This is a genomic window from Candidatus Binatia bacterium (genome assembly GCA_029248525.1).
GTDB lineage: Bacteria > Desulfobacterota > Binatia > UBA12015 > UBA12015 > UBA12015.
The window spans coordinates 34,230-55,300 of sequence record JAQWJE010000008.1 but is presented as its reverse complement, the minus strand read 5'-3'; the positions used below and the strand labels follow the sequence as shown (position 1 = coordinate 55,300).

Here is a 21,071-nt window from a genome sequence, read left to right as displayed (position 1 = left end):
TTAGATACCGGAAGCGTCCTCTTCAACGCGCCGAGACCACTTATCTCAGGAGTTTTCCTTGCGGTGGGCGAGGCCATAGACCTCCCGGCGGGATAATCCCAGCTCCTCCGCCACGGCACGGGCGGCTCGTGATGGGCTTTCCCCTTCCGCCAGACGCTTTGCCAGTCGCTCCTCCGCCTCCACGAGCCGGCTGGCGGAGTCGTCATCCGTCGCGGCCCGCCCGATCCCCAGAACGATCTCGCCACGGATCGTGGGCGCCTCGCGGAAGTGCTGCTCCAACGAGGCCAGCGTACCACGGCGGATTTCCTCATATTTCTTGGTCAACTCCCGACCAACTACCGCTGGACGGTCACCGAGAATATCGGCGAGATCCTGCAATGCCCCAGGAAGACGACGAGCGGTCTCGAAAAGAACCAGGGTATCCTTTTCCATCTTCATTTCGGCAATTGCATCCCGACGGGCTTTGGCACGCGCGGGCAGGAAGCCGACAAAACGGAACCGATCGGTCGGCAGACCGGAAGCGGCCAACAGAGCCAATGGCGCCGATGCCCCGGGGACCGGGACCACCTGGAGCCCTTCGGCGGCGGCCACCGAGACGAGCCGAAACCCAGGATCGGCGACCAGAGGAGTACCCGCATCACTGACCAATGCCATGGATTCGCCAGCAACGACCCGCGCCACCAGTTCGGGAGCTCGCCTGCGCTCGGTCGCGTCATGATAGGAGACCATCCGAGTCTTCAGTCCGAGGTGCGAAAGAAGTTTCCCCGTTCTTCGGGTATCTTCCGCCGCAATGAAATCGACCTCGCCCAAAATCCTTACGGCGCGCAGAGTGATATCTTCCAGGTTCCCGATCGGGGTGGCGACAATAAAAATCACCCCCGGATCGGGCATTACAGGCCCCAGTCCCGCGCGTAGCGGAAATCACGATCGATCGTTCGTGCCGAGATCTTGGCAATCACCGGCAGACGGCGCTTGAACTGCGACCGCTGCACCCGACGGGCTACCTTGTCGACAAAATCAGCGGCAAATCCTGCTTGCAGCAGTTCGTCGCGAGCGTAGCGTTGATCGACCATCGCGTAGAGCAATCGGTCGACCTCCGCGTAGGAGAATCCCAGGTCATCCTCGTCGGTCTGGCCCGGCGTCAAATCGGCCGAGGGCGCCTTGTCGATAATCGAATCGGGAACGCCGAGTGCTCGCGAAAGCTTCCAGACCTGCGTCTTGTAGAGGTCTCCGATTGGATTGATGGCCGAAGCCATATCCCCGTGCAGAGTCCCGTAACCCAAAAGCAACTCGGTCTTGTTACTCGTACCCAGAACCAATCCACCTTGGCGTGCCGAGTGGTCATAGAGAATCGTCATCCTCTCGCGCGCCATCTTGTTTCCGCGACGCATCACATCTGCTTCCGGAAACTGACTGAAATATGCATCGATCTGCTCGGAGATTTCGATGGTGCTCGTTTCGATGCCCGTGGCCGTCGCCAGCGCGGCCGCATCCGAGAGGCTCTCCTTGCTGGAGAGTTTGTAGGGCATCAAAATTCCCAGAACGTTTTCGGGTCCAAGCGCCCGTGCCGCCAGCGCCGCCGAGAGCGCGGAATCCACGCCACCCGAAAGACCGACCACCACCTTCTCGCAACCTGTCTTGCCCACCTCGTCGGCGAGGAACTTCACCAGAACGGTCTCGAGAAGTGATAAATTCGAGGGCAATTCAAATTGCGGATTCACTTCCGGGGATTGCGTCATTGCCGCCCCCGCAGAATTCGATCGAGCTCACGAGCCGTGAGATCGAGATCTTCATCTCGAAGCACCGGTGCCACGATTCTCCGGCGTCGCGCCGCTGCCAGGTCGACCTCGGCACAGACCATCGCGGCTTCATAATATGGCGCCTTTACCAAAACCTCGCCATCGGGCCCGACAATCTCGGAGCCGCCCCAAAAGCCGACACCATCCTCGAAACCGACCCGGTTCGCATAGAAGACAAACAAACCATAGACCTGAGCCGTTGCTCGCGTGAAGAGCTCCCAGGTGCGAGCATTTTTGTCGCAGTCCTCATCCTCGGCCATTCCCTGCGCCGGGCTCGACGACGGGCAGACCAGAGCAAGAGCGCCGTCCAGCGCGGCCAGATAGCTGGTCGAAGGATGCCAGAAATCCTCGCAGACCAAGGTTGCGACACGGGCAACCGCGGCATCGTGCGCGACAATCCGGCGGCCTCTTGCGAAGTAGCGATTCTCGTCAAACATCCCGTAAGTCGGCAGGTAGACCTTCCGGTGGACGTGGCTGATCTCACCGTCCTCGAACCAGACCGCGCTATTATAGAATTGGAAGTCGGGCGACTCCTCCACAAGGCCGGCAACGAACGCCGTCCCCTTGGACATCTCGCGGAGCTTGCGAGCAATCGGACCATCAAGGCGAGTCGCCACCTCCGAGACATCGTCCTTGAGATGGTAGCCGGTCAGGCTGAGTTCAGGAAAAACCAGCAGATCCGCGCCGAGACCGGAGGCCTCGCGAATTTGTTCTGCATAGGTCTCGAGGTTCGTCTCAACGTCGGCAAGGCGCGGACTGACCTGAGCTAGGGCAACGGTGAATCGATCGGCCATACCCTACCCTACCACAGGAAAACACGGCGCTCGATAACCCGTACGAGGTCCTGATCCCGACCGGCCGAAGCCCTCACCCGATAAAGAAATGGGCGGAGCGGTCAGCGAGATCAGCCAGCGGCGCCCAGTAAACCCCCAACACAAGAGTCGCCACGGCCAGCACCCCGAGGAGCACTCCGTTGTGACGGTCCAGCACGACGGGGCCTTCCCCACCTTCGGGTTCCACAAGGAACATCGTCCGAACGATCTTCACATAATAGAAGAGCGACAAGACGCTGTTGAGAACGCCCGCAATTGCCAGAAGGTAGAGTTCGCGCTGGATGACGGCGGCAAAGAGGTAGAACTTGCCGATAAATCCGGCAAAGGGCGGCAGTCCGGTGAGCGAGAAAAGGAAGATCGCCATCGCCGTCGCCGGCAGAATACCGCCGCGCCAGGCAAGCCCGCGGAAACTGTCCAAGTCATCACGACCGGACTGATTGGCTACGATCATCACGACCAGGAACGCGCCCAGATTCATGATGTAGTAGATGGCGAGATAGAACAGCATCGCGCTCAATCCGTCTCCGGTGAGCACCACGAGTCCCATCAGAAGATAGCCCGCGTGAGCGACACTCGAATAAGCCAACAGGCGCTTGACGCTTTTAGTTTGATTGAGAGCGGCGAGATTCCCGAAGGTCATTGTGACGATCGAAATCGCGAGCAACAAATTCGTCCAATCGACACCGCCGACCAATTCATACACCCCACCACCGCTCGGAATCGCCACAGCGGTAAAGAAGAAGCGAATCATCAGGGCGAAGCCCGCAGACTTGGAGCCCACGGCCAGAAATGTCGCCACCGGAATCGGTGCACCCTGATAGATATCTGGCGCCCACATATGGAAGGGAAACGCCGAAACCTTGTAGCCAAAACCGGCAAGCGTGAGGACCAGCCCTACAAAAAGGGGCAACGACGAACCATCAGACGCGGCCAATGTATTTTGGATTGTGGCGAAATCCAGGCTCCCGGTGAGCCCGTAGATCCAGCTCATGCCGTAGATCATCGTCCCCGAAGCCACCCCACCGTAGATGAGATATTTCAGAGACGCTTCACTCGCCCGACGACTATGCAGCGCGTAACCGCACAAGACGTAAGAGGCCAGACTCACAAACTCCAGCGCGAGATAGCCCATCAGCAAATTGGTCGCCGATGCCATAAAAAGCATGCCCAGCGTCGCTGCCAGAAGAATGGCGAAATACTCACCCTGGTTCACCCGACGGACCTCAACCGAGCCCAGAGACATCCAGACAGCCGCAAACCCGCAGAGAGCGAGCAGAATTTTGAAGAACTGACCGTACTCGTCGTAGACCACCTGACGATGGAATAGAGAGTGGATATCTCCTGCTTCCGGCATCGAAAAAGCCAGCATTGCGACCACAACGCCAATAGCCACCAATGCCAACCGGCCGACGACCTGCTTGTTCACAACAACGAGATCGACGATGAAGAGTGCTACCACCGACAAGGCGAGCACTATTTCAGGCACGCTGTAGGCGAAACTCGCGATATTCCCTAAATCTGCCATGGAGTCTTCCCGACCGTCCAGTTTCACACCCTAAGGGTGTGCGACAGTGGCGGTCGATGCGATCGCCGCCCCTCCCTGTTTCGCAGCGACGAGCACGCCGTTGAGGTGGGTCAAGGAAACATCGATCAACTCGAGAATGGGTTGGGGATAGACACCGAGAACGATGACAATCACCGCGAGGGGAGCCAGTGTGGCCACTTCACGCAGACTGATATCGGGCAGATCCAGATATTTCTCGTTCGGAGGACCCAGATACACTCGCTGCAGCGCCCAGAGCATATAGCCGGCGGTCAAAACGACCGCGCTTGCCGCAACAATGGTCAGCTTGGGATAGTTCTGCCAACCACCAATCAGGACGAGGACCTCGGAAACAAAAGCCGACAACCCGGGGAGGCCCATTGCTGCGAAAAACGCCAACGCGGTCCAACCCGTATAGAAGGGCATGATTTGCGCGATGCCGCCGAAACCATTGATTTCGCGGTGATGCGCGCGGTCATAGATCACACCCACCAGAAGGAAGAGCATCGCGGTCACGGTGCCGTGGTTGAACATCTGCAGAACGGCGCCGTCGATGCCCTGCTGGGTCAGCGTGGCCATCCCGAACATCACGTAACCCATATGACTGATGGAAGAGTATGCGATCAGCTTTTTGAGATCCGTCTGCGCCATGGCGCACAGGGCCCCGTAGACAATATTCCAAACCCCCAGAGCGACCAGGCAATAGAAAGCAAATTCGACTGTCGCCTCGGGGAATAGCGGGTAATTGATACGCAGGATCCCGTAGGTGCCCATTTTCAGGAGCACGCCGGCCAGAATGACCGAGACGGCGGTTGGTGCTTCCACGTGCGCATCCGGCAGCCAGGTATGGAAGGGAAATGCCGGCACCTTGATCGCGAAGCCGATGAACAAAGCCACCCAGGCAAGCCGCTGGAAGGTAATGGAATAAGTCGGCGCTCGCTCAGCGAGGACCAGAAGGTCAAAAGTGTAGGGCTCGCTGTAGAAATATAGAGCCAGCATCGCGACCATCATCAGGACCGAGCCGACCATCGTGTAGATGAAGAATTTGATCGCTGCGTATTCGCGTCTGGGTCCGCCCCAGATGCCGATCAGGAAGTACATCGGCAGCAGCATCACTTCCCAAAAAACAAAGAAGAGGAAGAAATCGAGTGCGCAGAAGACACCCATCATTGCCGTATCGAGCAAGAGGAAGAGCGCAAAATATGCCTTGACTGCCTTGTCGATATTCCAGGAAGCCAGCAGGCAGATGGGGCAAAGCAGCGCCGAGAGCAGCACCATGGTGATGGAGACACCGTCGATGCCCACAAAGTATTGGATATTGAAGGACGGGATCCACTCCGCGCGCTGCACGAACTGCATCGCGATCGTGGTTCGATCAAACTCCTGAAAAATACCCACCGCGAGCAGGAGCGGCGGTATGGTGAAGCCGATGGCTACCGTTTTGATGAGCTTGTCGGCCTTTGAAGGCAGAAAGAGCAGCACCACCGCACCCAGCAGGGGGGTAAAGATCATCCAGGTCAGAACGTTATCCGGCATTTTTCGTAATCCCGATCACATCAAGCGGACGAACATGACGACAACCACGCCGATCACGATCGCATAGAGATAAGAGTAGATGTGCCCTGTCTGGACAACGCGAACGCGCTCTCCAATCCAGAGGGAAACAGCTCCTACGCCGTTCACCGCACCATCCACGATGTATTTGTCGAAAGCGCTCTCAACAAGCGCCGCTTGCCGCACGACCCAAGCCGCGCCATTCACGATTCCATCGACCACCACGCGATCGAATGCTGCAAGGATTCCGGCGATCGCCACCGTTCCTCGAATAACCGTCGCTTCGTAAATCTCGTCGACGTAATATTTGTTGAACAGGACCCGGTGGGGGACACCCGCCAGAATCTCGCTGAAGCGCTCCGGCGCAATCGCCTTTCTTTCGTACATCATCCAGGCGAGGAAGATCCCGAAGAACGCCACCGCGACCGACAATCCCATCAGGATATATTCGAAAGGATCATGCGCCACATGATGCGCCACCTCGGCAACATCATGGGCCAGATGGCCGGCAACAGCCGCTACCCCGTGACCGGTACCGTGAGCAGCGGCGGCCGCGCCGTGCCCTCCGCCCGCATCGAGGACGGGAGCCAGCCAGGTCGAAAAGACATGCGAGCCACCGAGTGCACCGGGCACGTTGAGGAAACCTGTGAGCAAGGCGCCGGCAGCGAGGATCAACAAGGGCACGGTCATCCAGAGCGCTGATTCATGCGGGACATGGGCACCATGGTGTCCATGCTCGTGATCTTCGCCGTGCTCGTCTATTTCTTCGTGGTCCTGGTGGTGTCCGCCGCGATATTCTCCGAAAAAGACCATGAAGACCTGTCGGAACATATAGAAAGCGGTGAACCCCGCCGCGATGCTGCCCAACGCCCAGAAGATCGGGGACCCATGCGGGCTCGACCAGGCTTTCCAGAGAATTTCATCCTTGGAGAAGAACCCGGCGAACGGCGGGATCCCCGAGAGAGCCAAGGTCGAGACAAGGAAGGTCAGGTAAGTCAGCGGCATATACTTCTTCAGGCCGCCCATATTTCGCATATCCTGCTCGTGATGCAGGGCATGGATAATGCTCCCGGAACCAAGAAAGAGACAGGCTTTGAAGAAAGCGTGTGTGAAGAGGTGAAAGACACCTGCATCGTAGGCGCCGACACCCATGGCGATAAACATGAACCCGAGCTGGGACACCGTCGAGTAGGCCAGAACTTTCTTGATATCCCACTGCGCGACGCCGATCGTGGCGGCAAAGAGAGCGGTCGCTGTCCCGATCGACGCAATGACCGTCAACGTGTCCGGGGCCATATCAAAGAGAAAGTTCAGCCGGGCGATCATATAGACGCCCGCGGTCACCATCGTCGCAGCATGGATCAGGGCCGACACCGGGGTCGGGCCCGCCATCGCGTCGGGAAGCCATACGTACAGGGGAATCTGGGCTGACTTGCCGCTCGCGCCAACAAAGAGCATCAGCGTGATGAAAGTTGCCGCGCCAAAGCCGAGAATCGTCTCGCCTTGGAGATGCTGGACGGATCCCTGCAACTCGCGAAAGACGAGAGTCCCTGCCCCATGCGCATCCAGAACCCAGAAGAGGCCGAACATCCCCAGAACGAAACCAAAGTCACCGATACGGTTGACGACAAAGGCCTTCATCGCGGCAGAGGCGTTGGCCTTCTCCTTGTACCAGAAGCCGATCAGTGCGTAGGAGCAGAGCCCTACACCTTCCCAACCGACAAAGAGCGTCAACAAGCTGTCGCCGAGAACCAGAGTCAGCATCGCCCCCATGAAAAGGTTCAGGTAGGCGTAAAATCTCCAGAGGCTTGGTTCGTCATCCATATAGCCCCACGAGAAGAAGTGAATGAGACCGCCGATGCCGGTGATCACGAGCAGCATTACGGATGAAAGTGGGTCGACCCACCAGGCCAGATTGACCTTCAAGCTGCCGACGTGAATCCAACGCGACATATCGTCGAGAAGGAATCTCTGGTCGGGTTCAAGTCCGAGCAGTTGCGTGAAAGCCATGACAGCGAGCGCGAAGCTCGCGACCACGGGCAGGCAGGCAATAAAACCTACGGCAGGTCTGCCGAAGCGCTTCTGGATATGAAATCCGAGCAACCCGTTGATGGAAGCACCGATCAACGGAATCAGAATGATCCAGCGGAGATAGTCGACATGTATCGGGTCTGTCACGATCGTCTCCGTTCCTAGCCCCGAAGGGTATCCGTGGCCTCGAGATCAATTGTCTCGAATTTGCGATAGATCCCGAGAACAATCGCCAGACCGATAGCCGCTTCGGCCGCCGCGAGCATGATCACGAAGACAGAAAAGATCTGGCCATCAATCGTGCCCCCGCCGAAGCGGGCAAAAGCGATATAGTTGATATTGGCTGCATTCAGAATCAGCTCGATGCCCATCAGGACACCGATCGCATTCCGGCGCGTCAAAACAGTAAACAACCCGCATAGAAAAATCGCGAGGCTGGTCAGCAGGTAGTGATGGAGACCGATCTCCAGAACGAAGGCAGGAAGCTGCATCAGTCTCTCAGCTCTTTGCGGGACAAAACAACCGCCCCGATCAAGGCGGTCAAAAGGACGACTGACGCAAGTTCGAAGGGCAGGAGATAGTCGGTAAGGAAGGCCTCACCGATCCGATAAGTCGTCGGCAGAGCCTCGGGCACGGCAGCTGTAAACCAATTCCCCTGCACGACCGCGTAGGACATTGCCGCGCCGGTCGCGAGCACCAGAAGGCTGGCCGGGAGCCAGCCCACCGAGCGGTTGGAGACGTTGATGTCGGAAATTTGGTGGGTGAGCATGATGGCGAAGAGCGTCAGAACCAGAATCCCGCCGACGTAAACGAGAACCTGTACGACAGCGACAAAATCGGCAGCCAGGAACGCATAGATCCCGGCGGCGCCGATGAGTGTGCCCATCAAGGCAAATGCCGCGTACACCACATTCTGTGAGAGGGCGACACCCAGGGCACACAGGATAGTCAGCCCGGCGATGAGGTAAAATAGTGCCGCGTAGATCAACGCAAGATCTCCTGCCGAATGGGAACGTCTTGATTCAAGGCTAAGTCTCCCAATGTCCTTCAGTTGTCCTTCGGAGTCGCGAACTCATCGAGATACCTCAGGCCACGCTTGAGGATCGGAGCGACTTCGGGGTCCGTTTCGGGTTCCTTGGAAACCTTGTAAGCCGAAACGGGAGCCTTGACGTAACGCCGAATCAAGCTCTCGAGGGAATAATCCGACCCCTCGAACTCAGGCGTATGGTGGATGGACCCGGTCGGACATGGCTCCGAGCACAGCCCGCAGTACATGCATTTGGCGATATCGATATCGAATCGCTCCAGTACCATTTCCTTGGTTTGCTTGTTCTTCTTGGCCTCGATCACGATGCAATCGATCGGGCAGGCCCTCTCGCAAGCCAGGCAGCCAGTGCAGATCTCGAGGTCCACATCGAGAATGCCGCGGTAGCGGAAAGGAAGTTGGTCCTGAATCGGGATATCGATCCGATCCGGATATTGAATCGTGAAAGGCTTTCGCACGAAATGGGAGGCCGTGATGGTCATCCCCTCGAAAATCGTCGCGATAGTCTCGCGGATATTTGCAAAATAACCGGCCATGAAATGATCCTAAATAAATGGGCTGAGGTGAATTTCGGGCTTGGCGCGACGCAAATGAAACGCCACCCGTCGAAAGAAGTAAACAACCACACCCACGCCGAGTCCGAAAAGCGTCAGACTCACCAGCAGGTTCCCCTGAGGGAAAAGCACAAAGTAGAGCATCGCGCAGATCAGGTTCACAAAGGTCATTGGCACGAGATATTTCCAGCACAGGGTCATCAACTGATCCACACGAACGCGCGGCAACGTGCCGCGGATCCACATGCAGAGAAATACGAGGAAATACGTCTTGATAAAAAAGCTGAGACATTGAGCGATGCCCAGCAATACTGCGTTCTCGGTGAATGCGGGCACCTGCCAGCCGCCCAGGAATAGCGTCGCGCAAATCGCGCCGATCACGTAGAGGTTGCCCCACTCCACGAGGAAAAAGAGCAGATTCCGGAGGCCGCTATATTCGGTAAAGGCACCAGCCACCAGCTCGGACTCAGCCTCCGGCAAATCAAAGGGAGTGCGGTTTCCTTCAGCGAGAAGAGAAACAAAGAAGATAAAGAACGCGATCATCAGGAAGGGATTGGAGAACATATACCAATTCCACGGCGCCCAGCCCTGCTGCTCGATGATTCCCTGCATGCTGAGGGTGCCCGAGTAGATCACGACCGTGACCACCGCCAAGCCCGCCGGGATCTCGTAGGAGATGATCTGAGCTGCGGAACGAATGCCACCGAGCAACGCCCATTTGTTGTTCGAAGACCAGCCGGCCATCAGAATCCCGACAACCACCAGAGCCGTCACCGCCGTAATATAGAGGATGCCGACATTGAGGTCCGCGACAATCACGCCCTGCGCGAACGGAAGCGCGGCAAACGCCGCAAAGAAGCCCATCATGGCGAGGTAGGGAGCAGCCTTGAACAAGGGCGCGTCGGCCTCCTCGGGAATGAGGTCCTCTTTCATGATATTTTTCAGGCCATCGGCCAGCCACTGCAGGAAGCCCTGAGGTCCAACTCGGTTGGGTCCCACGCGCGACTGGATTCGCGCCCAGATTCGCCGCTCGGCCCAGCTGAAGATGCCCGCGTTGAGCATGATGAAGTTGAGCACGAGGAAGGCAAATAGCGCCACCACGAGCGCATATCCCAGCTCGACCGGCATCCCCGTGAGTAGCCCCCCGTGGAGCAAGCTGTCAGCAAATCCCTGCATCGTTCCTTTGACCTTTGCCAGACCGACCGCGCCTAGCGGTCGACCTCCGGCGCCACGATATCAAAACTGGCGATGACTGCGACCAAATCGGCAATCATCAATCCCTGCGACACTTCCTCGATGATCGCCATGGCGGAATAGGATCCGGTGCGGATATGTGTGCGCAGCGGGAAGGCCGAGCCATCACTGGCCACAAACCATCCCATATCGCCCCGCGATCCCTCGACACGAGCGTACACCTGACCCGCAGGCGGCCTGAAGGTTCTGGCGACTTTGGCAACAACCCCACCTTCGGGCATTCCTTCCAAAGCCTGGCGAACAATCCGGCAGCTCTGCTTGATCTCCTGCATCCGCACGAAATATCGGTCCCAGCAATCGCCCACGACACCTTTTTGCCCCGAACCAACAGGAACTTCGAAGTCGAATTCCGGATAGACGGAATAAGGGGCATCCTTTCGGACGTCATAGCAAACCCCCGACCCGCGCAAATTGGGTCCGACGAGGTTGTAGGAAATCGCGAGTTCCGCCGGGATAATGGCCACATTGGCCAAGCGCTCGACGTAAATCTTGTTGAACGAGATCAGTTCGTTGAACTCGTCGATCAGAGGCTCGAATCCATCAAGGAAGCCGAGAACCCGGCCGGCGAATCCTGAGGGAAGATCCCAGCAAACCCCGCCGATGCGCATATAATTGAAGGTCAGACGGGCGCCGCATAACTCTTCGAGAAGGTCGTTGATCTTCTCGCGTTCGCGAATGCCGTGCGTAAACGGAGTGATCGCTCCGATATCCATCGCCGTCGCTCCGACCGAGAGCAAATGGCTGGCGATCCGCCCCAGCTCTGACGCGATCACGCGGCAATATTCGCCGCGCCGCGGCACCTCAACACCACCGAGGGATTCACAGGCCATGGCCCACCCCTGGTTGCATTGCATCGCCGAGACGTAATCGACCCTGTCGGTATAGGGCATGAAGCCGTGATAGCCGACTTTTTCGGAGATTTTTTCAATCGAGCGGTGCAGATAACCAATATCCGGAATGGCTCGCCGCATGATCTCGCCGTCCGCCTTGACGACAAATCGAAGCACGCCGTGGGTAGAAGGATGCTGCGGCCCCATGTTCAGGGTCATCTCCTCGGTCTCAAGCCCCGCCGGGGTCTCGCGTTCGAGGTCGAGTTCAATCGAGGGAAGGCTCATAGCTTCAGAAGACTTTCTCGTCGGGTCGAAATTCCGTGGTACTCATCGGGCTCGACAAAATCCTTGCGCAACGGATGGCCAACCCAGTCTTCGGGCATCAGAATCCGGCGCAGATCCGGGTGCCCGACAAAGCGAACCCCCAAAAGATCAAAACATTCCCGCTCCAACCAATTGGCCGCTGGCCACACCCCGCAAGTTGTCGGCAAGGAGGGGTCGAGGCGAATCGTTCCGGCGCAAAGCGTCAGTTGGTGGCGAAATTTGTAGGAAAAAATATTGTAGTGGACCTGAATCTGATTCTCGTCCGGCAGATCGACGCCGGTCAGGTTCGACAGACAGTCCATCTGCAGGGATTCGTGGTCCCGCAAAAAGGTGCAAACCTCGGCGATCCGAGCGCCCTCAACCGGCAGCACCGGCCACTCTTCGGCTCCCAGTTCCTCACCGATTGCGTGGTCGAATTCGGCCCGCAGAGCATTGTGGATTTCAGCGGCTTCCATTTTAGGCGACGGCCTCGGCGGTGTCAGGCTTCTTGACCAGCCAGCGCTCCTGCTGGATCTTGTCCTGCAGCTTCAGGAGCCCTTCGGTCAAGGCCTCCGGCCGGGGGGGACATCCGGGAACGTAGACGTCGATCGGAATCACTTTGTCCACGCCGTCGCACACGGAGTAGGCGAGTTGAAAGAGGCCTCCGCAGTTAGCACAACTGCCCATGGAAACGGCGTATTTCGGATCGGGCATCTGCTCATAGAGCAGCTTGGTACGAAGTGCCATTTTCAGCGTCAGGGTGCCGGAGACGATCATCAGATCCGAGACGCGCGGCGTCGCTCGGGGAACCATACCAAACCGGTCGAGGTCCGAGCGGGGTCCACCGGTCTGCATCATCTCGATTCCGCAGCAGGCGAGTCCGAAGAGCATATACCAAACCGACGATTTGCGGGTCCAGTTCAAAAGGTCGTCCACCTTGGTGGTCACGACGGATTCGGGAAGCGTGTTGATCAACGACATGATCGATTTCCTCAGGCCTTGAGACTTGGTTCTTCTTTGATGACTGGCTTGAGCCATTCCAGATCCCGCTTGACCCAGACATAGACCAGTCCGAGAAACAGAATCCCCACGAAAACCAGGATTTCAGTAAAGACAAGCAGCCCCTGACCGTTCTCGACGAAAGGTCGAAAGGCCGTGGCTACCGGGTAGACGAACGCGACTTCCACATCGAAGATGACGAAGATCAGCGCGATTAGATAGAAACGGATATTGAAATTGATCCAGGCGCTGCCGGTGGGTGGCTCCCCGCACTCGTACGTGCTGAGCTTTTGACGCTCCGGGTTTGACGGCCGAAGCACGGAGCCGAGGGTCAGCATCAAGGCAGCTGTTACAGCCCCCAGCAGAAGCATCACGAGAACATTGGCAAAATCGAAGTTCACAAGCGCACCTTTTTCAGAATGGCGGTTGTAGTTATCACTCGGCTTCCCGTTACGTCAACGACGGGCACAACTGCCCCGAATGAGTCTTCCTAATAGTTTTCAGACAATCGACATGTACAGCCGACGGACCCTCTCTAACGCAGTCCCCCGAAGGTCGCCACGAAACGAGCCCCCCGACAGTCCGTACTCCGATGTCTAGCGAACAAATTCCTCTGATGCTTCCCCGAAGCCAACCTTTCTGGGAGGAAAATGTGCGAATCCCCGCTGAGGACTCGGAAAAGACGTTCGGAAGGGCTAAACCCAACCTTCATCATGGCAAAGTTTCCGTGGAATCTGGTTTTGGCAGTTATCGCCGCCACGCTTTTGGTGGCGGCAGCGCCCGCCTCGGCTGCCGTTCTCGGTGGCGTTGCCGAACCCTACGCCCGAAGCTTGCAGGCAAAAGACCCTGACTTCGCGGCGATTCCGCCCCTGGACTGGGTCGACAACCGGACCGCAGAAATGCAGGAGTGGCTGGCCAATCGCCAAATACACCTCGGTTTGGGTTTCTCGGCGGCCTATATCTGGAACGCCAACGACCCCTTCAACGGCAAAAATACTCTGCGACCATTGGCCGACAATGCAAATTCCGTCGCCTTTGAGCTTTTCCAGCTCGAATTGGGCCTGAATCCGAATCCTGACTTCGGCGAACTGGGCTTGAACGTCAAATTGGATGCCGGACGATTCGCCCGCCGGATCAAGGCCGATTGGAATGGCACGGGCCTGATTCCCGATACCACCTGGGAATATAATGACGTGGAGTTTCAGGAAGCGTGGCTCGCCTTCAACATCAAACTGGGGAAGGGACTGCTCGTAAAAGCGGGCCGACTGACCACGCTGCTCGGGGCCGAGGTCCTGGAACCTTGGAAAAACGTCAACTTTTCCCGCTCCTTCCTGTTCGGCTACGCCATCCCGCGAACCCACACGGGTGCGTATGCGACCTATCAGGTGACCGATATGATCGCCCTGACGGGCGGCGCGGTGGTGGGCTGGGACAACGTCGAGGACAACAACCATAGCGCCAGCGGAATCGGCCAATTGGCCATCCGCCCAAATGAAAAGTTCCAGCTCTATATGAGCGGGATCATCGGTCCTGAACAGACCTGCCTGCCCAACCCCGGGGCCGTGCCACCTCTTTCTGGCCGGTATTGCAATTCCAATAACCGCGGCGTCGTCGATGTCGTCATCGGGATGACCCCTCTGCCCGGCCTGAACTTCACCCTGAACTACGACTTCGGGAGCGAGAGTGGCGCCAGTGTGAGGAAGCCCGGCAAGCACGCCAGCTGGTCCGGATTCTCGGGAATTGCCAGCTACACATACAATCGATGGCAGGCCGGCTTGCGCGGGGAATGGTTCCAGGACGGCCAGGGCGCTCGAACCGGGGTTCCGCAAACCCTTTGGGCGGTTTCACTCGATGCACGGGTCTTCCTCTCGGATGGGCTCTATCTGCGCAGCGAGTACCGCCACGATGAGTCCGATCGCGCGGTATTCACGGGCAATACACCCAACAAACTCTTCAGCGGGCAGGATACAATCGCGATCGAAATCGGATATTCTCTCTAATTTAAGCTGCCCGCATTGAAAGCGGATCGGGCCGGAGGTACCCCAGCGCCATGTCGACCGGTCGTCTCGTCATCGTTACCGGGAAAGGTGGCGTCGGAAAAACCACAGTCGCTGCCGCCCTCGCCGCAGCCGCGGCGGAAGAGGGACAACGAGCGCTGCTCCTCGAGATCGCACGACCAGGCCGCCTCGCCTCCGTGCTGGGCACATCGCCCCTCGAGTCGGAACCACGCGAAATCCGATCCAACTTGTCGGCCGCGGAACTCGACGAAGAACTCTGCATTCGGTCCCTGATCCAAAAATTGGTCCCGATCCGAATGCTCTCCGAGCGATTGCTCTCAAGCCGAAGCTTTCAGGTTCTCTGCGCCGCGATCCCGGGAATTCTCGAGGCCGCCCTTCTCAATCGCGTGCGCCAGTACGTCGAGCGCACAACGGCGGGGGTCTCCGACTTTGACCTCGTCGTCCTCGATGCCCCCGCCAGCGGACACTCCGTGCCGCTGCTCGCGGCACCTCGCAGCCTTGCGAATCTGAGCCTGCTCGGCCCTCTGGCCGAAACGCTGCGCCGCACGGATCAATTGATGAACGACCCGGCCCGCACCGCAGTGGCCGTCGTCGCCATTCCGGAGGACTGGGCCGTAGCAGAGGCCCGCGAACTCCGCGGCGCATTGGCGGCACTGCAAATCCCTCTACTCCCGCCCATCCTGAACCGCGTCTGGCCGCGCCGCTTCACCCAGAACGAAGAACGCGCACTGAATGCAGCCCGCGAGGACGACAGCATCGACCCAAGCCTCCTTCTCGCAGGCGATCTATTCCGCTTCCACCGACTTCAGGCGCAAGAGGCGGCACGACAACTCAAACAGGATGCTGGCGAGCGCCCGCTGGAACTGCCCCTTCTTTTTGGCGAAGGGATGGCCCTGAGCGATCTCGTCCCCTTGCAGGTTCTCCTGCGCTCGCTGGTGATCCATGCTTGACGATCTCCTTGACGGCACTCGCGTCGTTGTCCTGCTCGGCGCCGGAGGGGTCGGCAAGACGACAACCGCCTCCGCGTTGGCTGTCGCCGCGGCACAACGAGGACTTCGCGTGGTTGTGCTCACAGTCGACCCGGCCGCCCGCCTCAAGGATGCTCTCGAACTTCCGGACGAACCCGGCACCCTGCACAGAGTCCCCCTTCCGGACGACGCAACCGGAACACTCGACGCGATCTTGCTCGACGCCAAGGGGCTGTTCGACAATCTCGTCCGACGACTTTCCGGTGGCAGCACCCTCGCGACCGCTATCCTGGAAAACCCGATTTATCGCAATGTTGCCGGGGCTTTTGCCGGTTCGGATTCATATATGGCTCTGGAGCAACTTCTGGAGATCGCCGAAGATGATCGGTTTGATCTGGTGGTCGTCGACACCCCTCCAGCAACGCACGCGCTCGAACTCTTCGATGCGCCCGACCGGATCCTCGCCCTTCTCGAATCCAATGCGTTGGACTACCTCAGCGAACCGCTCCGCCTTGTCGGGGCCGCCACCGGCAGAATCGCGCAAGGGATTCTGACCACGCTGGTTGTCGCTCTCGAGCGGATGACCGGGATGCATTTGATGCGGGACATCTCTCAATTGGCCACCGACTTCGCCACCATCGCTCCGGCGTTTCGTCAACGCGCCGAGGCGATTCGAGATCTTCTGCACGGCGAGGAAACCCGCTTTGTTCTGGTATCAGCACCCGAGCCTCATATCGCGCCCGAGCTGCTCACCTTTGCCCATCAGGTCGACCAGGCCGGCATCCCGATCGACAGCGTGATTCTCAATCGCGTCTTCGATCTGGCCTACCTCGGCAGTGCGGGAGATTTACCTCTCGATCCGGAGACGAAAACGAATCGCAAGCCGGCGGGATGGAGCGCTGGCCTCGCGCGTAAACTGGTTCAATGCAACCGTGATCTGGAAATGGTCGAGGACGAACAACGCCGGTGGATCAGCGAACTCCGCGATGGCATGCAGGCCGTTGGCACTCACCCCGAGGCCAGACTCTGGATGGAACTACCTACGCTGACGCCCGCACCAACGACGCTGCGTGGCGTACAGGCGATCGCCGCGCGGCTCGGGCACTCCGATCCGCAAAATCAGGAACCGAGCCTCTAGTCGGAGGAAGCCACCGAGCTGCCGGGACGCGGTCGTTGGGTGCGCCGCGGCGCCGGTCGTTTTTTCGGCGCCCGATCGGCGAGAAGGCGGTCCACCTTGATATTCAGGTTCACCAAACTCCCCTGCAGGCTCTCGATCTGTGATTCAAGGTTCGCAATATCGGCCCGGGAAGGCAGGTTCAAAGCGGCGAGGATGCTCTGCAGATTTTTGTCGAATTGCCCGCGGGTCTGCATGGCTCGACGCAAGGCGACAGACAGGGCTTCCCCGATCTTCGGGTTCTGCAAAATTTCTTCGACCAGGCGGAGCACCTGCCCTTCCCCGGCCCCGAAAAGCCACTGCAAGATGCTCTCCGGTTCCTTTTCTCGGTCTGCCATACCCAACCTTCCCTTCGGCGCTCGCCAGACGCGGCGTCTTCCCCTACAGTGATTCCGACTGCGGGGTCAAGTTTTGGATACCTTAGCCTACACCATGAGCCTACCCACATTATTGTTTCTGATCATGCCCGGACTGCCGCCGGAGACCATGATCGGCACCGGGATCAGCATGCTCATCACTTTTGCATGCCTCTGTCTCGCACTGGCGCGCGCCAATGGTCGGTCCGGGATGCTGTGGACGATCGGGGGGCTTTTTTTTGGCGCCTTCGCTCTGGGTGCGCTCTGCTTGCAGATCGATCGCCAAAGCGACTGAAAAGAACGCTCAACTTCCGGCCGGCACCGCCTCGGCCACGGCAAAAGCCATCGCGATACCCTCTCCATGCGAGAGCGAAAGGTGGATTGCGGTGATCCCTCGCCGCTCGGCCGTCACGGCAGCGGCCCCTCGCAATCGGACATCCGGCTGACCGGTTTCTTGCCGAAACACCTCGATATCCTGCCAACCGGCGTCCTTGCCCCACCCCACGCCCAGAGCCTTCATCACCGCCTCCTTGGCAGCGAAGCGCGCCGCGTAACTCTGACCACGCACCCTGCCGCGGGACTCGCAATAAGCGATTTCAGCCGGAGAGAAGACCCGCTCGCAGAATCGATGGCCCCTCGGGCCGTCGACCGCCAGCATTGTGCGATCGATGCCGGCCAGATCGACACCTGTTCCGATAATCATCGACTCAACAAGCCCCGCAACTCACGCAGGATGCGACATCGCATGGCGCGGTCTCGCGCTCGAGCAGAGCCTTGCGCCACTCGGTCAGCAAATATTTCTTCGACACATTATGGTCGATGAAATCCCAGGGGAGGTCTTCATCTGCCGAGAATCGCCGCTCCACGAATTCCGATGGTGGCGGACAATCCCCTAAACCGCCGTCCAGATTAGCCTCACGGATGACCGGCCAGAACTTGCCCCCCCGCTCGTGTACCGCTTCCAGAATCAGGCCAACTCGTCGGTCTCCTCGCGAAAGCAGAGCCTGCCAATAGGCCTCCCGCGGCGACTCCAGATCCACAGTTGCGCCGGGTATGGTCGCTGCTTGACGTTGCAGGAGCTTCGCACGGTGGCGCACCTCCTTCAGCGGCGCCATCGGCTCCCATTGGAGCGGCGTCCAGGGCTTGGGCACGAACGGGTTGATCGAAAGGGTGATCCGCCCGACCCCACTGAGACGCTCGCGAATCTTCCGTGCCAATTCGATGAGAGAGAGAACATCCTCATCGGTTTCTGTGGGAAGCCCGATCATCGAATAGAGCTTCATGGCAGGCACCCCGCCTTCCGCCAGCAACCCTGCGGCGCGAAGGATTTCTTCTTCCGTGAGATTCTTGTTGATCAGTCGGCGCAGGCGCTCGCTGCCCGCCTCTGGAGCGACTGTCACTGACCGCGTCGCACCCTGCCCCAGCGCGGAGGCCAGCTCGGGACTGATCATATCGGCCTTCAAAGATGAGGGCGATGCTCGACCGCCGCGTTCGGCGACCTCATGGCAGAGCGCGGCAATTCCGGGCTGACTGGCCATTTCGGCACCCACCAGGCCAACAGACGAGGATCGGGGCAAGGCCTCCTCGATTACCTGCTGACGCAGGGACGACTCGCTTCGATGCCGAACGGGCCGATACATATAGCCCGCGGCACAAAAGCGGCAGCCCCATTCGCAACCGCGACTGGCCTCCACCAAAAACATATCGCCGAACACCGCATCCGGAGCGACCACCCGCGTCGAGGTCGGAAAGGCATCCAGGTTGGCGAGATAGCGTCGCTCGACCCGCGGGGCATCCTCTCTGGAGCCATGCGGAAAGCCTGCCCAGTTGGCGGGCAGGTAGGCACCTGTGACGGTTTCGCTCGCTTGTGCCCAGGCATCTCGACCGCGATGGCGAGAGCTGCGTAGGGCCTCGATCCACTCCGGCAGCATCTCCTCGGCTTCGCCGATCAGGAACACATCCACAAAATCGGCCAATGGCTCGGGGTTCAGAAAAGTCGCGGGACCGCCGGCTACCACCAGAGGGTCGTGTTTCGTTCGATCCTCGCGCCGCAGAGGCAGACCCGCCCCGGCCAGAATATCGAGGACGTGCACATAATCGGTCTCGAACGAAATCGAGAACGCGAGAACATCAAATTCCGAGAGAGCGCGATCGGATTCCAGCGTCCGCACGCGGCCATAGGGGCGTGCATCCGGGAGGAAGGCGCGTTCGACCCCCATCCCCTGCTGACCGAGGAGCCCGTACACCGCCTGAAAGCCGAGGTTCGCCATGCCGACGGGATAGGTATTCGGATAGGTCAGACAGAAGGAAAACTCGCCCCGAGCCGCGGGCTTTGGGCCCAGATGTTGTTCGTCCCGCAAACGCTTGCGGGCGACTTCTTCAGCACGAATCACTCTCTGCAGGATAGCCTGCACACGCGCAAAAGAAACGCCCCCCGAGGAATCTTCTCGAGAGGCGTTTTCAGGCCGGGAAGTCCCCGGGGAGAGCAGGCCCCCGGAAACCGTTCAATTACTGCGACTGTTTTCGCAAAAACGTCGGGATATCGTACTCGGACTCGTCATCCACCGCATCCATCGTCGACGGAGCGTGACTGGCCTCCTCGTGCTGACGAAGCACCGGATCGGCACCATCTTCGATCATTCCCATCCGGACAACTCGACGACCGTCCTGTCCCGTGCCGGCAGCCCCGATCGGGGTCGCGGCCGGGATTGGCGGCGGTGCCGCGGGGGTGGTCAGATCCGGACGCCCTCGATTGCCAAAGCCTTCGCGGTGTCCCAACACCTCGTCTGCCGTCGGCAGAGCCAAACTGCCCGACTCGCCAAATCCGGTCGCAATCACGGTAATTCTCAGCTTGCCGGCCATTTCTTCATCGATCACTGCACCGAAGATGATGTTGGCATCTTCGTGCGCTTCTTCCTCGATCAGAGTTGCCGCTTCATTGACCTCATGGAGCGAGAGATCCGGGCCGCCCGTGATATTGATCAACACACCGCGCGCCCCCTGAATGGAAACATCGTCGAGAAGCGGCGAGGAAATCGCGCGCTGCGCGGCCTCGACAGCTCTATTCTCGCCTTCGGCAAGACCAGCACCCATCATCGCCATCCCCATCTCGCTCATGATCGCGCGCACATCCGCGAAGTCGAGGTTGATAAGCCCGTGCACGGTAATCAAATCCGAAATTCCGCGCACCGCCTGCAAGAGGACATCGTCAGCTTTCTGGAAGCTCTCCGTGATCGGCATATTCCGACTGGAGACCGAGAGCAGACGCTGGTTCGGGATCGTGATCAGCGCATCGACATTCTTTTTGAGATCTTCGACGCCCTGCTCGGCTTGCCGCATCCGTCGCCGTCCCTCGAAGATGAAGGGCTTTGTGACCACTCCGACGGTCAGTGCCCCGGCCTCCTTGGCCACAGCAGCCACGACGGGCGCCGCACCCGTTCCGGTGCCTCCGCCCATGCCGGCTGTCACAAAGACCATATCCGAACCGGTCAGGATATCCCGCAACATCTCGGTGTCTTCCAGCGCAGCGTTACGCCCCTTTTCGGGATCAGCGCCTGCCCCGAGGCCTTTGGTGACCTCACCCCCAAGGTGAACCTTGACCGGTGCCAGGCTGTGCACCAAAGCCTGTGCGTCGGTGTTGCCGACGACGAATTCGACGCCCGGCATCCCGGCCTGAATCATGGTGTTGACCGCATTGCCACCGCCGCCACCAATTCCGACGACCTTGATTTTCGCGCCTTCTTGATTGTCTGCCATTTGCTCTTTCATCCCCAGCCTCCTCAACATCCCATCACAACGCGCTGCCTGCCC

At 59.1% G+C, this 21,071-nt stretch carries 22 protein-coding genes; 4 read left to right on the top strand and 18 right to left on the bottom strand.

Going from position 1 to position 21,071, the window contains the following annotated elements:
* Positions 1–45 precede the first annotated feature (45 nt).
* From rsmI to P8K07_00845, 14 genes are all read right to left on the bottom strand, one after another.
* Positions 46–891, bottom strand: coding sequence for a 16S rRNA (cytidine(1402)-2'-O)-methyltransferase (rsmI, locus tag P8K07_00910; GenBank protein ID MDG1957079.1), 846 nt, complete (start codon positions 889–891; stop codon positions 46–48).
* Complete coding sequence (locus P8K07_00905) at positions 891–1,739, bottom strand: NAD+ synthase (protein ID MDG1957078.1); 849 nt, start codon at positions 1,737–1,739, stop codon at positions 891–893. Before P8K07_00905 ends, rsmI begins: the two co-directional genes overlap by 1 nt.
* Entirely contained in the window at positions 1,736–2,593 is an 858-nt protein-coding gene (locus P8K07_00900) for a nitrilase-related carbon-nitrogen hydrolase (protein ID MDG1957077.1), read from the bottom strand. Before P8K07_00900 ends, P8K07_00905 begins: the two co-directional genes overlap by 4 nt.
* 73 nt (positions 2,594–2,666) lie before the next feature.
* Positions 2,667–4,157 carry an NADH-quinone oxidoreductase subunit N gene (locus P8K07_00895; protein MDG1957076.1) on the bottom strand — a complete coding sequence of 497 codons (1,491 nt, stop codon included), beginning with the start codon at positions 4,155–4,157 and terminating at the stop codon, positions 2,667–2,669.
* Between the two features lie 30 nt (positions 4,158–4,187).
* A complete protein-coding gene (locus tag P8K07_00890; GenBank protein MDG1957075.1) occupies positions 4,188–5,711 on the bottom strand; it encodes an NADH-quinone oxidoreductase subunit M in 1,524 nt (507 codons plus the stop codon).
* A gap of 15 nt (positions 5,712–5,726) precedes the next feature.
* Positions 5,727–7,907 carry an NADH-quinone oxidoreductase subunit L gene (gene nuoL, locus P8K07_00885; GenBank protein MDG1957074.1) on the bottom strand — a complete coding sequence of 727 codons (2,181 nt, stop codon included), beginning with the start codon at positions 7,905–7,907 and terminating at the stop codon, positions 5,727–5,729.
* A 14-nt stretch (positions 7,908–7,921) separates the two neighbouring features.
* Positions 7,922–8,251 (bottom strand): NADH-quinone oxidoreductase subunit NuoK, encoded by a 330-nt coding sequence (gene nuoK, locus P8K07_00880; protein MDG1957073.1) that lies wholly within the window; start codon positions 8,249–8,251, stop codon positions 7,922–7,924.
* Positions 8,251–8,748, bottom strand: coding sequence for an NADH-quinone oxidoreductase subunit J (locus P8K07_00875; GenBank protein ID MDG1957072.1), 498 nt, complete (start codon positions 8,746–8,748; stop codon positions 8,251–8,253). Before P8K07_00875 ends, nuoK begins: the two co-directional genes overlap by 1 nt.
* Before the next feature lie 59 nt (positions 8,749–8,807).
* Positions 8,808–9,341 (bottom strand): NADH-quinone oxidoreductase subunit I, encoded by a 534-nt coding sequence (locus P8K07_00870; GenBank protein MDG1957071.1) that lies wholly within the window; start codon positions 9,339–9,341, stop codon positions 8,808–8,810.
* A 9-nt stretch (positions 9,342–9,350) separates the two neighbouring features.
* A complete protein-coding gene (gene nuoH, locus P8K07_00865) occupies positions 9,351–10,535 on the bottom strand; it encodes an NADH-quinone oxidoreductase subunit NuoH (protein ID MDG1957070.1) in 1,185 nt (394 codons plus the stop codon).
* A 32-nt stretch (positions 10,536–10,567) separates the two neighbouring features.
* Positions 10,568–11,728 carry an NADH-quinone oxidoreductase subunit D gene (locus P8K07_00860; protein ID MDG1957069.1) on the bottom strand — a complete coding sequence of 387 codons (1,161 nt, stop codon included), beginning with the start codon at positions 11,726–11,728 and terminating at the stop codon, positions 10,568–10,570.
* Complete coding sequence (locus P8K07_00855) at positions 11,725–12,222, bottom strand: NADH-quinone oxidoreductase subunit C (GenBank protein MDG1957068.1); 498 nt, start codon at positions 12,220–12,222, stop codon at positions 11,725–11,727. Before P8K07_00855 ends, P8K07_00860 begins: the two co-directional genes overlap by 4 nt.
* 1 nt (position 12,223) lies before the next feature.
* Positions 12,224–12,727 carry an NADH-quinone oxidoreductase subunit NuoB gene (nuoB, locus tag P8K07_00850; protein ID MDG1957067.1) on the bottom strand — a complete coding sequence of 168 codons (504 nt, stop codon included), beginning with the start codon at positions 12,725–12,727 and terminating at the stop codon, positions 12,224–12,226.
* A gap of 11 nt (positions 12,728–12,738) precedes the next feature.
* Positions 12,739–13,116: an NADH-quinone oxidoreductase subunit A gene (locus P8K07_00845; GenBank protein ID MDG1957066.1), complete on the bottom strand. Its 378-nt coding sequence runs from the start codon at positions 13,114–13,116 to the stop codon at positions 12,739–12,741.
* 342 nt (positions 13,117–13,458) lie between these two features.
* On the opposite strand from P8K07_00845, the gene P8K07_00840 reads away from it, so the two are divergent.
* Genes P8K07_00840 through P8K07_00830 form a run of 3 tightly spaced genes read left to right on the top strand, consistent with a single transcriptional unit; the run spans position 13,459 to position 16,869 of the window.
* On the top strand, positions 13,459–14,745 hold the full coding sequence (locus tag P8K07_00840) for an outer membrane beta-barrel protein (protein ID MDG1957065.1): 1,287 nt from the start codon (positions 13,459–13,461) through the stop codon (positions 14,743–14,745).
* A 50-nt stretch (positions 14,746–14,795) separates the two neighbouring features.
* Entirely contained in the window at positions 14,796–15,713 is a 918-nt protein-coding gene (locus P8K07_00835; protein ID MDG1957064.1) for an ArsA-related P-loop ATPase, read from the top strand.
* Positions 15,706–16,869 carry an ArsA-related P-loop ATPase gene (locus P8K07_00830; GenBank protein MDG1957063.1) on the top strand — a complete coding sequence of 388 codons (1,164 nt, stop codon included), beginning with the start codon at positions 15,706–15,708 and terminating at the stop codon, positions 16,867–16,869. The genes P8K07_00835 and P8K07_00830 overlap by 8 nt, the downstream gene beginning before the upstream one ends.
* Here P8K07_00830 and P8K07_00825 read toward each other — a convergent pair.
* Positions 16,866–17,243, bottom strand: coding sequence for a hypothetical protein (locus tag P8K07_00825; GenBank protein MDG1957062.1), 378 nt, complete (start codon positions 17,241–17,243; stop codon positions 16,866–16,868). The genes P8K07_00830 and P8K07_00825 overlap by 4 nt on opposite strands.
* Positions 17,244–17,337: 94 nt before the next feature.
* On the opposite strand from P8K07_00825, the gene P8K07_00820 reads away from it, so the two are divergent.
* A complete protein-coding gene (locus P8K07_00820) occupies positions 17,338–17,556 on the top strand; it encodes a hypothetical protein (protein ID MDG1957061.1) in 219 nt (72 codons plus the stop codon).
* A gap of 9 nt (positions 17,557–17,565) precedes the next feature.
* Here P8K07_00820 and acpS read toward each other — a convergent pair whose 3' ends face one another.
* The 3 genes from acpS to ftsZ form a co-directional block, all read right to left on the bottom strand.
* Positions 17,566–17,964, bottom strand: a complete 399-nt coding sequence (acpS, locus tag P8K07_00815; protein ID MDG1957060.1) for a holo-ACP synthase — start codon at positions 17,962–17,964, stop codon at positions 17,566–17,568.
* A gap of 4 nt (positions 17,965–17,968) precedes the next feature.
* On the bottom strand, positions 17,969–19,654 hold the full coding sequence (locus P8K07_00810; protein ID MDG1957059.1) for a radical SAM protein: 1,686 nt from the start codon (positions 19,652–19,654) through the stop codon (positions 17,969–17,971).
* Positions 19,655–19,769: 115 nt separating this feature from the next.
* Positions 19,770–21,029 (bottom strand): cell division protein FtsZ, encoded by a 1,260-nt coding sequence (ftsZ, locus tag P8K07_00805; protein MDG1957058.1) that lies wholly within the window; start codon positions 21,027–21,029, stop codon positions 19,770–19,772.
* Positions 21,030–21,071 lie beyond the last annotated feature (42 nt).

Bases quoted from the DNA above. Each gene is read 5' to 3' on its own strand.
- P8K07_00860 (MDG1957069.1), bottom strand. From the start codon at position 11,728: ATGAGCCTTCCCTCGATTGAACTCGACCTCGAACGCGAGACCCCGGCG.
- P8K07_00895 (MDG1957076.1), bottom strand. From the start codon at position 4,157: ATGGCAGATTTAGGGAATATCGCGAGTTTCGCCTACAGCGTGCCTGAA.
- P8K07_00890 (MDG1957075.1), bottom strand. From the start codon at position 5,711: ATGCCGGATAACGTTCTGACCTGGATGATCTTTACCCCCCTGCTGGGT.
- nuoH (MDG1957070.1), bottom strand. From the start codon at position 10,535: ATGCAGGGATTTGCTGACAGCTTGCTCCACGGGGGGCTACTCACGGGG.
- rsmI (MDG1957079.1), bottom strand. From the start codon at position 891: ATGCCCGATCCGGGGGTGATTTTTATTGTCGCCACCCCGATCGGGAAC.
- P8K07_00870 (MDG1957071.1), bottom strand. From the start codon at position 9,341: ATGGCCGGTTATTTTGCAAATATCCGCGAGACTATCGCGACGATTTTC.
- P8K07_00905 (MDG1957078.1), bottom strand. From the start codon at position 1,739: ATGACGCAATCCCCGGAAGTGAATCCGCAATTTGAATTGCCCTCGAAT.
- nuoK (MDG1957073.1), bottom strand. From the start codon at position 8,251: ATGCAGCTTCCTGCCTTCGTTCTGGAGATCGGTCTCCATCACTACCTG.
- ftsZ (MDG1957058.1), bottom strand. From the start codon at position 21,029: ATGAAAGAGCAAATGGCAGACAATCAAGAAGGCGCGAAAATCAAGGTC.
- nuoB (MDG1957067.1), bottom strand. From the start codon at position 12,727: ATGTCGTTGATCAACACGCTTCCCGAATCCGTCGTGACCACCAAGGTG.
- P8K07_00820 (MDG1957061.1), top strand. From the start codon at position 17,338: ATGAGCCTACCCACATTATTGTTTCTGATCATGCCCGGACTGCCGCCG.
- P8K07_00900 (MDG1957077.1), bottom strand. From the start codon at position 2,593: ATGGCCGATCGATTCACCGTTGCCCTAGCTCAGGTCAGTCCGCGCCTT.
- P8K07_00825 (MDG1957062.1), bottom strand. From the start codon at position 17,243: ATGGCAGACCGAGAAAAGGAACCGGAGAGCATCTTGCAGTGGCTTTTC.
- acpS (MDG1957060.1), bottom strand. From the start codon at position 17,964: ATGATTATCGGAACAGGTGTCGATCTGGCCGGCATCGATCGCACAATG.
- P8K07_00840 (MDG1957065.1), top strand. From the start codon at position 13,459: ATGGCAAAGTTTCCGTGGAATCTGGTTTTGGCAGTTATCGCCGCCACG.
- P8K07_00845 (MDG1957066.1), bottom strand. From the start codon at position 13,116: ATGCTTCTGCTGGGGGCTGTAACAGCTGCCTTGATGCTGACCCTCGGC.
- P8K07_00835 (MDG1957064.1), top strand. From the start codon at position 14,796: ATGTCGACCGGTCGTCTCGTCATCGTTACCGGGAAAGGTGGCGTCGGA.
- P8K07_00830 (MDG1957063.1), top strand. From the start codon at position 15,706: ATGCTTGACGATCTCCTTGACGGCACTCGCGTCGTTGTCCTGCTCGGC.
- P8K07_00855 (MDG1957068.1), bottom strand. From the start codon at position 12,222: ATGGAAGCCGCTGAAATCCACAATGCTCTGCGGGCCGAATTCGACCAC.